11 protein-coding genes are annotated in these 11,890 nt (G+C 39.2%); 3 read left to right on the forward strand and 8 right to left on the reverse strand.

What is annotated here, in order from left to right; all coding sequences use genetic code 11:
- Nucleotides 1-493: 493 nt before the first annotated feature.
- Entirely contained in the window at nt 494-1,789 is a 1,296-nt protein-coding gene (locus A9Z07_RS02945) for a lytic murein transglycosylase (RefSeq protein ID WP_069576706.1), read from the forward strand.
- Between the two features lie 44 nt (nt 1,790-1,833).
- On the opposite strand, the gene A9Z07_RS02950 is transcribed toward A9Z07_RS02945, so the two are convergent.
- The 8 genes from A9Z07_RS02950 to A9Z07_RS02985 all read right to left on the reverse strand — a co-directional run bounded on the left by A9Z07_RS02950 (nt 1,834) and on the right by A9Z07_RS02985 (nt 10,161).
- Entirely contained in the window at nt 1,834-2,217 is a 384-nt protein-coding gene (locus tag A9Z07_RS02950; protein ID WP_171067092.1) for a hypothetical protein, read from the reverse strand.
- Nucleotides 2,218-2,328: 111 nt separating this feature from the next.
- Nucleotides 2,329-3,240 (reverse strand): matrixin family metalloprotease, encoded by a 912-nt coding sequence (locus tag A9Z07_RS02955; RefSeq protein WP_069576709.1) that lies wholly within the window; start codon nt 3,238-3,240, stop codon nt 2,329-2,331.
- Nucleotides 3,241-3,621: 381 nt separating this feature from the next.
- Nucleotides 3,622-4,533, reverse strand: a complete 912-nt coding sequence (locus A9Z07_RS02960; protein WP_062847062.1) for a matrixin family metalloprotease — start codon at nt 4,531-4,533, stop codon at nt 3,622-3,624.
- A 393-nt stretch (nt 4,534-4,926) separates the two neighbouring features.
- Nucleotides 4,927-5,835 (reverse strand): matrixin family metalloprotease, encoded by a 909-nt coding sequence (locus tag A9Z07_RS02965; RefSeq protein WP_069576711.1) that lies wholly within the window; start codon nt 5,833-5,835, stop codon nt 4,927-4,929.
- Nucleotides 5,832-6,248 (reverse strand): hypothetical protein, encoded by a 417-nt coding sequence (locus A9Z07_RS02970; protein ID WP_069576713.1) that lies wholly within the window; start codon nt 6,246-6,248, stop codon nt 5,832-5,834. Before A9Z07_RS02970 ends, A9Z07_RS02965 begins: the two co-directional genes overlap by 4 nt.
- Nucleotides 6,249-6,463: 215 nt before the next feature.
- On the reverse strand, nt 6,464-8,410 hold the full coding sequence (gene dnaK / locus A9Z07_RS02975; RefSeq protein WP_004656796.1) for a molecular chaperone DnaK: 1,947 nt from the start codon (nt 8,408-8,410) through the stop codon (nt 6,464-6,466).
- Nucleotides 8,411-8,562: 152 nt separating this feature from the next.
- Nucleotides 8,563-9,108, reverse strand: coding sequence for a nucleotide exchange factor GrpE (gene grpE / locus A9Z07_RS02980; protein ID WP_005228204.1), 546 nt, complete (start codon nt 9,106-9,108; stop codon nt 8,563-8,565).
- A gap of 159 nt (nt 9,109-9,267) precedes the next feature.
- Complete coding sequence (locus A9Z07_RS02985; RefSeq protein ID WP_069576715.1) at nt 9,268-10,161, reverse strand: LysR family transcriptional regulator; 894 nt, start codon at nt 10,159-10,161, stop codon at nt 9,268-9,270.
- Between the two features lie 107 nt (nt 10,162-10,268).
- On the opposite strand from A9Z07_RS02985, the gene A9Z07_RS02990 reads away from it, so the two are divergent.
- On the forward strand, nt 10,269-11,123 hold the full coding sequence (locus A9Z07_RS02990) for an MBL fold metallo-hydrolase (protein ID WP_069576717.1): 855 nt from the start codon (nt 10,269-10,271) through the stop codon (nt 11,121-11,123).
- A gap of 387 nt (nt 11,124-11,510) precedes the next feature.
- A complete protein-coding gene (locus tag A9Z07_RS02995; protein ID WP_069576719.1) occupies nt 11,511-11,747 on the forward strand; it encodes a hypothetical protein in 237 nt (78 codons plus the stop codon).
- Nucleotides 11,748-11,890: the final 143 nt, after the last annotated feature.

The raw sequence follows: 11,890 nt of genomic DNA on the forward strand, positions 1-11,890 counted from the left end.
GGATAAATTATTTTGGTATTTTGAATTTAAAATTGCGTCGTTTATTTGAATTTAAATAAAAGTGGATAAGTTATTTTGCGTTTTAAATTTAAAATTGAGATCTTGTTTTAAATTTAAAAATTAAGGCAATACTAGCTTTTTAAATTTAAATTATGGGCTGTGGATATCTATTTTTCCTAAAATAATGCTATAAAAAATAAAAATTTATCGTTTTCTTGGAATTACTCACCGTTTAACTCGAAAAAATGAATTTAAAAGTGGATAAGTTTTTTAAATTTAAACGATCAAGTTATCCAGTATTGTGTTTTTGAATTTAAATTGGACTTGTTGATAACTTTTAAATTTAAAATAAAGCTAGAATTATGAATTTAAAAGCAGTGTTTTAAATTTAAAAACTGAGAAATGAATTCAAAGTTACGTTTCCAAACTATACATCTTCATATAGCGTGTTAAGGTGGAGAGGAAATTTAAATTTAAAAGTTTTGGTTCAGTCATGAAACGTCATTTTTCTTTTTTTCTAGGCACTGCCTTATTTACTATTTTCAATCAGGCGCATGCCGAGCTGGTCATTAATGGTGCAACCGTTTCGACACCAGCCACTACAGCACCTGTTGCCAGTAATTATACGCCAAATTCTAATTTTCAGGGCTGTATTGCCAATTTGCGTTCGCAAGCAATCGCATCGGGTGTTTCTGGCGCGACTTATGATCGCTATACGCAAAATTTAACGCCCGATTATTCTGTGATTGATAAATTAAATTATCAGCCTGAATTTTCGACACCGATCTGGGATTATTTGTCTGGCCTTGTGGATAACGAGCGTGTTCAGGCAGGACAACAAAAATTAAACCAACATCGTGCTGTATTGAACCGTGTTGAGCAGGCATATGGTGTACCTGCTGAAACGGTTGTGGCCGTGTGGGGCGTCGAAAGCAATTATGGTGATATTTCGGGTAAATATCCTTTATTACAAGCTTTAGGGACTTTAAGTTGTGAAGGCCGCCGTCAAAGTTATTTCCGTGGTGAGTTTTTTGCCACCATGCGTATTTTACAGCGTGGTGATTTAACCCAAGATCAACTTTATGGCTCATGGGCAGGTGCTTTTGGTCATACCCAGTTTATGCCGTCGACTTATGAACGTTTAGCGGTGGATTTTGATGGTGATGGTCGCCGTGATCTGGTTTCTAGTACTACAGATGCCTTGGCTTCAACAGCGAATTTCTTAAAACGGGCAGGGTGGCAAACAGGCATGCCGTGGGGCTTTGAGGTAAAAATTCCGCAAGGTATGTCGATTTCTGGTGAAAGCCGCCGTAATAAAAAGCCATTAAATAGCTGGATTGCGCGGGGGGTCACCCGAGCTGATGGTACAGCACTGATTCAAGGTAATTTATCTGGCAGTACGCCAGCAGGACTGATTTCGCCAGCGGGTGCAAATGGTCCAGTGTTCTTGGTCTTTAAAAACTTTGATGCGATTTATAGCTATAACGCGGCTGAAAGCTATGGTTTAGCGATTGCGCATTTATCAGATCGTTTGCGTGGTGGTACACCATTTTTAACTTCATGGCCAACGGATGATGCTGGTACATCACGTGCAGAACGTCGTGAAATTCAACAGTTTTTAGTGCAACGTGGCTATGATATTGGTGCAGTTGACGGATTGATTGGTGATAAAAGTCGTCAGGCCATTCGTCAGGAGCAAACCCGTTTAGGCTTAAATCCAACAGGACGTGCGGGGCAGCAGATTTTACGTGCTTTTCGTCAGGAACAAGCCAAACAAATGATGCAATAAAAGATTCATTAAAAAAGGTCTGCCTCGTGCAGACCTTTTTTATTTTAAGGTGCTGGATCTAATTTAACAGCTTCTAAAATATCAAAAATCACCGCAGTCACATCCTGACTTAAATCACGGTCATTAAAAATCTCATAAGCGGTAATGGTGACATCGGTATCACTTGGAAGCTGCTTTTGTTCTTCTTCAATCAGATGTTCGATGGGTAACAAGGTCTGTTTGACTTCCAGATGTAAAATCTCATCATACGCGACATTTTCATCTTCCAATTCAACTTCTTGCTCGTTGAAGTAAGGAATTAAAATAGAATGGAGAAAGGGGCTAATGTCTTCAATATTCAAGAATTCGATATCACGAGTCTGCTCAATCGTACTGATGTGGTCGTTCACTTCAATTAAGATATGATAATAACTCATGCCGATCTCCATTAAGATAAATATGATGTTTTCATCCACAATAACATGAATAAATCCAAAGAATCGACCCATTCTTGTTACTAAGAAAGTGATAATCGATAAAACACCTATATTTTATAAGGATTAAGGCTCCCGAGAAAAACCTAATAATTCCAGATCTGTAGCCGTCAGCTGAAAATCTTTTGCATTCTGCTCTTTAATGCGCGGATACATCAAGGATTTTGGATCTTGAGTATGCTTTAGGCCTAAGGCATGTCCAAATTCATGCGCCAGCGTTAAACGTAAGTCATCCATTGATGAAAATTCATAAATAAAAATCTGTTGGCCGTGAAACTGGCCTTTATGAAGGATTTGAGGCTTAAAGGTCTGGTTAAATGCAGCCACGGATTCAGCCAATTGTTGATGCAACTGTTTAGACTGCTCTGTTTGTCGGTTGAATTGTTGAACCAGTTGATTGTGTTCAGCAATTTTTGCCTCTAAATCTACAGATTGCTGTTGCAGTGTGTGTTGTTGCTGCTCGAGTCGTGCGATTTGCTTTTGATTTTTGGTTGAGGCTTTTAGGTTTTGCACGGCCTGCTGATATTTTTGCTGATTATTTTGGTAATCAATCTTTTGTAATTCAAGTTGAGTCTCTGAGCGGGCAACGCTTTGTTTTAAATGCTGTAATTGCTGATTTTGGTCTAACCAGTGCTGTTGTTCCTGCTCGAGCTGGTTCAGATTTTCTGAACGCTTCATGCTGCGCACTTGGCGTTGATCAAACACCAAATGAATCACAAAGCTTGCTTCTGGATCATAGACAAAATAATTTTGTCCCGTATCTTTTGCCCAGATAGCAGCAGCTTGTTGACTTAACTCAATCATTTGCTGTTGTGTGATATTGAGACGTGGATCAAGATCGGCAATCCGGTAGCGTAGAGGGTGTTCAGTGCTATAACGGATTTGTGTTTGGGACGTGTTTGAGGAAATTTGAGCAAAAGCTGACGCTTGGGCCAGCATGAAAAAACATGCAACCAGCAGGAGAGAAAACGAACGCATAAAGGGAGATAAAGCTTGAAAAAGGTCGCATTTTAATCAATTTAAGCATGTAGTCAAATTGATGAGCTGAGTGATATTTGGTGGTTTAAAGAAATATTTCTAGAAAATGAATAAAAATACAAATGTAGAAAAAATCAAGAAAAATAGGGGTAAATATAGTGAGTTTGCAGCTAAAAACAATAAAATATAAAATCAGAACAACTGTTTATTTTTTATTCTTATCTCCTTTATTTAAATTCAGCTACGTATCCAAAAGCATCTGAACATAAAATAATGCACCAAAATTTATTATATTATTCACATAAAAATAAGAATTTAACTGTTTAAAAAATAGACTTTAAGTCTAGTCGATCTGAAGGATCAATCACATTGGGTTCAAACTTAATACATGGCTTTAACTAGATCCTTGTCTGAATCGGTTAATGCAAACTTTTGCAGGTTCTGTTGTTGAATAATCGGGTACATCAAAGAGCTTGGATCATCGGTATGCGCTAAGCCTAAAGCATGTCCAAACTCATGCGCCAGTGTTAAGCGCAGGTCATTGGTGGAGGAAAACTCATAAATCATGATCTGTTTGCCATTAAAATGCCCTTTGTGGAATAGGCGTGGCTGGAAGATCTGATTAAACTGATTAGCCGATGCAACCAGTTGTTGATTGTTCTGATTGAGTGACTGGATATCCTGATTGAGCTGTCGAGTCCGTTGATTATGCTGTTGAATCTCCTGTTGCAGAGCTAAAGATTGTTGCTGTAAGGCGGCTTGTCGTTGTGTGAATTGATCAGCTAAAGCTTTTGAAGAAGAACGTTGCTGATTAAAACGCTGCACATCTTGATTATATTGTTGAAATTGCGAATTGAGTTGAGCTTGTTTATGGGCAATCAAGGCTGAGCTTTGCTGAATTTCGGCCTTCATGTGCTGTAATTGTTGATTCTGATCTTTCCATTGTTGCTGGTCTTGTTGTAGTTGTTGCAGGCTCTGCACACGGTCTGTGCTTCGTTGTTGGCGTTCATCAAAAACCAGATTGATACTAAATTCGGCCTCTGGATCGTAAATAAAATTTTGCTGGCCCGTTTCATGTTCCCAGATTTTGGCTGCTTGCTGGGTCAGTTCGAGCACTTGTTGCTGACTTAAATGAAAGCGCGGATCGATATCGGCAATACGATAATGCAGCGTTTTTTTGAGTGTTTGATGCTGATGCGGATCAACCATATTGGTATTGTTCTGAGCATGGGTGAGGTGAGGGGATGCCATACATAAGCATGCAGCAATCATTGCAAAACCAAGATAATGCATCAGCCAAACTCCCCCTAAATAAGGCTTATTTTTGAGCAGTATTTGATTCAGGTCAAAACGCTATCTATTTAATAAATAAAACTAAAAAGTGTGATTTTTTTCTAATAAATAAAAAAATGAATCGAATAATTTGCAGAATCATAAATGCAGTCTTTTGCGTGTTTTTTATTCATAATAATAAGTGAATCAAGCGATTAAATTTATTGAGCTAAAAACTTCTCATTAAGCAGCAATAAAAGTCCCTATTGTTAACTTTTGTAAAATATCGATAAATTGGTAATTTTTTTGAATTTTTTATAAAAAATTGCTGCTTTGTGACACTTAATGTCTGGGGGATTTTTGAGCAAAATGTGAATTATTACTCATTCTATATGCGTATTATTTTTTCTCTGTTTATCGGGTATTTAACAGATTTCGATCTGCCTCGGTTAAACGGAAATGCGCTCTATCTTGATCTTTCATAATGGGATGCATGAGCGCCTGTGGATCATCGGCATGTTGTAACCCTAAGGCGTGACCGAATTCATGCGCCAGCGTTAAACGCAGATCATCTTCCGATTCAAATTCATAGATCAGAATCTGTTTGCCATTAAATAGACCTTTATGGAATAAATGTGGCTTAAACCGCTGTTTATATTGGTCGACAGAAGCATTAAGTTGCTGGTCTAGTGAATTAAGCTCATCCACTTGCTGATTCAGCTGCTGAATCTTTTGGTTGTACTGGTTAATTTCCTGCTTAAGAGACTGTGCATTTTGCTGCAAAGCTTGTTGTCGCTGCTGAAAATAATCAGGATTGGCGAATGCCGCTGGGTTTTGTCGAGCCTGTTGCTGTTCTTGGTTGTAAGCTTGGATCTGCTGATTCAATTGTTGCTGTTTTAAGCCCAGAAATTGCCGGTTCTGAAGAATCTCCTGTTCAATCTGATCTAAGGATTTCTTTTTCTCTTGCCAGCGTTGCTGGTTTGATTCAAGTTGGCTCAAATGTTCCCGACGTTGTTCACTTTCGATTTGACGCTCATCATAGATAAGATGAATCGCCAGTTGGGCGTTTGGATCATAAACAAAGTAATCCTGTCCTGTGCCATCTTTCCAGATCTGCACAGCTTGCTCACTGATCGCTTTCACTTGCTCTAGGCTGAGCTTAAAACGTGGATCAACCTCCGCAATGCGATAGCGAAGCCGTGTATCAAAGGGCTTGCTGATTCGGTCAGTCAGTGAGTTAAATTTAAGTTGAGGGTGTTGGTAGGTCTGATAACCTGACCAGAACAGAAACATTAGCAATGCGGTAAGAAGGATATTCTTCATTCGCTATTCGTTGAGAATAAAGGTTGATATAGGCTAGGGAGTAGTAAAATACCCCAGATTAGTGTCGCGAAAATATTTCCCATTTCATAAAAAATTGCGCCTAGACCAGATATGAATGTCCAGGAAAAACTGGGTAATAGATAAAGCAGTAAAAGCGGGAAATAGCTATAGAGATATAACGTTCTTGCCCAAGCTTTAAAGAAAAATAAACCAGCTAACATGATTACAGCAATGATTGATGCTAGTCCCGTCAGAAGGATTTCCCAGTTTTGTGGTTCGGTTGTTAGAAATTCGCTGACAGCTATAGAACGCTCATCATAGACATCCAAAATTGCACTGATAAAAATACAAAGCAGTGAAGCAATTAATAACAGTCTAAATTTGGATTTGGTCAGGACGGGATCTTTTATCATTTTTTAGCAATATAGAGTTTTCTAATTGTCTGAATTATACATAAAAAGGATTCAGTTTCTTAAATGGTTCTATCCGTTTGAGAAAGGTCCAAGCATCTACGATTCAGTAAATAATAGAATACACGGAATTGGGCACAGGTTATTTTGGGCACCTCACAGCATTTAAAGTATAAAAAAAACCGCGCTTACGCGCGGTCTTTTTTTAAAGAGACAAATTATTTTTTGTCATCTTTTACTTCTGTGAACTCAGCATCTACAACGCCATCATCCGCTTTTTGTTGTTGACCTGCATCGCCACCTTGGAATGCATTTGGATCAAAACCTTCTGCGCCGCCAGCTGCACCTTGTGCTTGTTCATAAGCACGTTGTGTAATAGGCATCAAGATGTTTTGTAAAGCTTCAGTTTTCGCTTTGATGTCTTCAACATCATTTTCTTTAGTTGCTGCTTCAAGCTCAGAAACCGCAGTTGTGATCGCAGTTTTTTCATCTTCAGTCACTTTGTCACCAAGATCTTTTACTGCTTTAGTCGAGCTAGAAACAAGCGCATCTGCTTCGTTACGTGCTTTCGCTAACTCTTCAAACTTACGGTCTTCTTCAGCATTCGCTTCAGCATCTTTGATCATTGCTTCGATTTCAGCATCAGACAAACCTGAGTTTGCTTTAATCTGGATAGATTGCTCTTTACCAGTGCTCTTATCTTTAGCCGATACTTTCAAGATACCGTCAGCGTTGATGTCGAACGATACTTCAATTTGCGGTACGCCACGTGGAGCAGGTGGGATATCGCCTAACTGGAAGTTACCCAACAATTTGTTTTGTTGAGCCATTTTACGTTCACCTTGGTAAACCGAAATGTCTACTGCAGGCTGGTTGTCAGCAGCTGTAGAGAACACTTGTGATTTCTTCGCAGGAATCGTGGTGTTTTTCTCAATGATCGGAGTTAATACGCCGCCCATTGTTTCGATACCTAAAGTTAACGGTGTTACGTCTAATAAAAGCACGTCAGTTTTGTCACCAGACAATACTGCACCTTGAATCGCAGCACCAATCGCAACCGCTTCGTCAGGGTTCACGTCTTTACGTGGCTCTTTACCGAAGAATTCTTGTACTTTTTGTTGTACAAGTGGCATACGAGACTGACCACCAACCAAGATTACGTCAGAGATGTCAGAAGTCGAAAGACCAGCATCTTTAAGCGCGATACGGCAAGGCTCAATGGTACGAGCAACTAAATCAGCAACCAAACCTTCAAGTTTTGCACGCGTTACATTGATCACTAAGTGTTTAGGACCCGTTGCATCAGCGGTGATGTATGGAAGGTTGATTTCAGTTGCATTCGATGAAGAAAGCTCAATTTTTGCTTTTTCAGCAGCTTCTTTCAAACGTTGTAACGCAAGTGGATCATTTTTCAGGTTCACACTTTGTTCTTTCTTGAATTCTTCAACCAAGAATTCAATTAACGCGTTATCAAAGTCTTCACCACCAAGGAAAGTATCACCATTTGTTGATAACACTTCGATTTGCTGGTCGCCATCAAGGTCTGCGATTTCAATGATTGATACGTCAAAAGTACCACCACCTAAGTCGTAAACTGCAACTTTACGGTCGCCTTCTTTTTTGTCCATACCGAACGCAAGTGCCGCAGCAGTTGGTTCGTTAATGATACGTTTAACGTCTAAACCAGCGATTTTACCCGCATCTTTAGTTGCTTGACGTTGCGCATCGTTAAAGTAAGCAGGAACAGTAATCACTGCTTCAGTTACTGTCTCACCTAAATAGTCTTCTGCAGTTTTCTTCATCTTTTTCAAGATTTCAGCAGAGATCTGTTGAGGTGCTAATTTTTTATCGTTTACTTCAACCCAAGCATCGCCATTGTCAGCTTTGATGATTTTGTAAGGTACAAGACCGATGTCTTTTTGTACCGCTTGATCTTCATAACGACGACCGATTAAACGCTTGATGGCGAATAATGTATTTTTCGGGTTTGTTACCGCTTGACGTTTCGCGCTTTGACCAACAAGGATCTCGCCATCTTTATATGCAATGATCGATGGAGTTGTACGTGCGCCTTCAGCGTTTTCGATTACTTTTACTTTATCGCCTTCAAGTACAGCAACACATGAGTTGGTAGTACCTAAGTCAATACCAATAATTTTTGCCATTGATTGTGTTCCTCTAAAATTTTGTTGCAATGTTTTTGCTTGTTATTCGATATGAGAGTCAATCGGTTTTTTTCAAGCATTTTTATGAAAAAAAATCAAAAAACTCTCAAATTTCTACATTTTTGAGCAAATAAATGCTCTGCTGGTCGGGGTTATTGGCCCACCATCACCATTGCTGGGCGGAGTAGGCGACCATTTAAGGTATAGCCTTTCTGTAAAACCGTACCGATTTGATTCGCTTGCGCATTTGGATCGATGCCTACTGCCTGATGTAGATCTGCATTGAAACCATTTTGAGTATCTGCTTCGACTACACCAAACTTCTCAAGCGTGGTGAGTAGCGATTTCAAAGTCAGCTTAACGCCTTCAAGTACTGGCGTTTCTTCTTCGCCAGCAGCCTGAATCGCACGTTCGAGATTATCGACAGAATCGAGTAATTCTTTGGCAAACTTTTCAAGCACCGTATCTTTGTGCTTTTCAGATTCGCGTTGGATACGTTCTACACTTTTCTGCGCTTCATAAACCGCATTGGCAGTACGTGCTTTTTCTAATTTCAGGCTTTCTTCAAGCTTGGTGATTTGCGCTTGTAAATCTTCAACGCTAAGCTCGTTTGCTTGCTCTACACCTTCAGCTTGAGTTTGTTCAGTCTGTTGCTCATTTTGAATGTCTTGAGCTTGCTCATTGTGCTCATTAGCCATTGATGATCTCCGTTGAAAAAAGTTCTTAAACATGTACAGTCCTTTTGGCGTGAATGCTCTTAGGGTTAAACCCGAACTGCCACATCTTGGTCATTCATTGATAGGGATGAAGTATGGGCTAGCCGACAAAATTCAAGCGTTCAGGTCAATTTAAATCTTTTAATTTTGCTGATTTAAGTAAAAATTCAGGTTTTCAATCACAAAAGCAATAAATTCTTGGGTAATTTTCGGTAAATGTTGCCTTGAAGCATAGACTAACGACAAGGTCAGATCAGGTGCAGAAAAATCTGTAAATACCTGTTGCAAACGTTGCTGAGCGATGTCCTTACTCACCAGTAAAGTGGGCAGCATTGCAATGCCTTCAGCTTTTAGACACATCTGATAAAGCGCAATCACATCATTGCTTTTAAACGTAACATTTAATGGATAGTTCTGAGGTTGCTGATCTGTATCAAACAAGGTCCAGTACTGGTTGTGGGTGTGGTGTGCAATACATTCATGTTGAATCAACTGACTGGGATGCGACAGGAGAGTGTGATCCTGTAAATAGTGGGGATGCGCGCAAAAGGTCGATTCAATTTGGCAGACAGGCCGTGCAATCAATCCATCCGCAACTTTCTGGGTAATGCGTAATGCAAGATCAACCTGAGCATCGATCAGATCTACGGTATTTTCAGTTAAATACACATCAAAATGAATTTGTGGATAGCGCTTTTTAAATTGCTTGATACATTCATTCACGCCTAGCTGGAATAAAAACAGACCACAAGTAAAACGGATGGTCCCGTTATGTTGTTCAGGGGCGGCCAAACCTTCTAATAGCTGTTGCTGCTGTAAAATATTTTCACAATAAACCAGTGCTTTCTCACCTGCTGGAGTGAGCGACACTTTACGGGTATTGCGTTGAAATAGTCGGGTCGAAAATGTTTGTTCAAGATGCTCTAAATAGCGAGACACCATTGCTTTGGAATAATCCAGATGTTCTGCGGCTTTGCTCAGATTGCCTTGATGGGCAATACACACAAAGACTTGAATGGCTTTTAAGGTATCCATGTTTATTATCATTGTTGCAAGATATGCAACATTTTAACTTAGTTTAGTGTATTTCTTCAGCAAGAATTGCAATTTAAAGTAGTTGTTATCAAATTGGAGACGATAACATGAATACCAAAGCTTATGTCCTTGCTTTATCTGCCTTCGCAGCAAGTTCTGCCGCATTTGCACAAGACTTAAAAATCCAGAATTTTCTGGCTCAGCCTGACCATTTTGGCGTGACTTCAACTTTAATTGAAGGGGATAAAGAAGTCTTGCTGGTCAATGCACAATTTTCTAAATCAGAAGCATTACGTATTGCTGCCGACATCTTGGATAGCGGTAAGACTTTAAAAACTATTTTTGTCAGTTATGGCGATCCAGATTTCTATTTTGGTTTAGATGTATTTAAACAATACTTTCCGAATGTTCAGATCATTGCGACACCAGAAACGGTGAAACATATTCAGGATACACAAGCCTTGAAAGTTGCATATTGGGGACCAAAAATGGGCGCCAATGCACCAAGTAAAATTATTGTGCCACAAGCCTATACTGCAAAAACTTTAAAACTCGAAAATGAAAATATCGAAATTAAAGGTAAAAAAGAACTGACGTATTTATGGATTCCAAGTGCTAAAGCAGTTGTCGGCGGTATTCCGGTATCTTCGGGTATTCATTTGTGGACAGCAGATACCCCAACAGTCAAAGATCGTGCTGAAGTGGTACAAACCTTAGAAAGTATTAAAGCACTTAATCCTAAAGTGGTTGTACCTGCACATATGAAAGCAGGGGCGGCTGAAGGTCTGGATGCGGTGAATTTCTCGATTGATTATTTAAAGCAATATGAGAAAGCTGTGAAAAGCACAAAGAGCTCAGCTGAACTGGTGAAAATGATGCAAAAGCAATATCCAGCATTGGGTGAGTCGAGTAGTCTTGAACTTGGTGCCAAAGTTGTAAAAGGCGAGATGAAATGGCCTTAATTATGGGCTAAGCAATCAAAACCGTGATGAAAATGCACGGTTTTTTTATGTCTGCTACATTTATTTTTAATCAAAAATACTTAATTGTAATCTTTTAGGACGGTTGTGCTGTGTTTCTATGAATTATAAAAAAATAAGATAATTGCTTTTTTAATTTTCTAAGTCGATAAAATGCGATGAAAATGCTGTATTGATAAATGCTTAGCGTTTTATTCGGGATTGGGGAATATGTGAATTAAGCAAATAGATGATTTAAGAAAAATTGCAAAACAATGCGGCTTCCATAACAAACTGCAACTAATCCTCATCACGTCCGTGGAAAAAATTGTGAATTATAGGCATCGCAAAGACAACTTTGCTTTTTGTCATAATGAAAGGAAATACCAAATGAAAAAGTTAGCATTGATTTCTGCAGTTGTAGCTGGTGTTGCATTAACGGCAGTAGGTTGCTCGTCTCAAGGTGGTTTAGAAGCTTCTGGTTCGGCTCAAACAAGCGCAAGCCCAGCTGGTGTACAAGGTGGCGTTGGTGTAGACGCAGGTTCATCAGTTGATGTTCAACCAGGTGGTGCTTCAGCTGATGTTTCAGGTTCTGTATCAGGTTCAGCAGGCGCTAGCGCTCAATAATTTTTTATTGTTAAGTTGGCTTCGCATAAGATTGATCAACAGATGCCGCATTTAATCTTATCTATGTACTGCTATACATAACGCGAAGTTGACTTCTTCATAAAAATGACACTTTTAAAGTGATATAAAACTAGAACTAACCG

The organism is Acinetobacter sp. YK3 (genome assembly GCF_001729365.1).
In the GTDB taxonomy this organism is placed as follows: Bacteria; Pseudomonadota; Gammaproteobacteria; order Pseudomonadales; family Moraxellaceae; genus Acinetobacter; species Acinetobacter vivianii.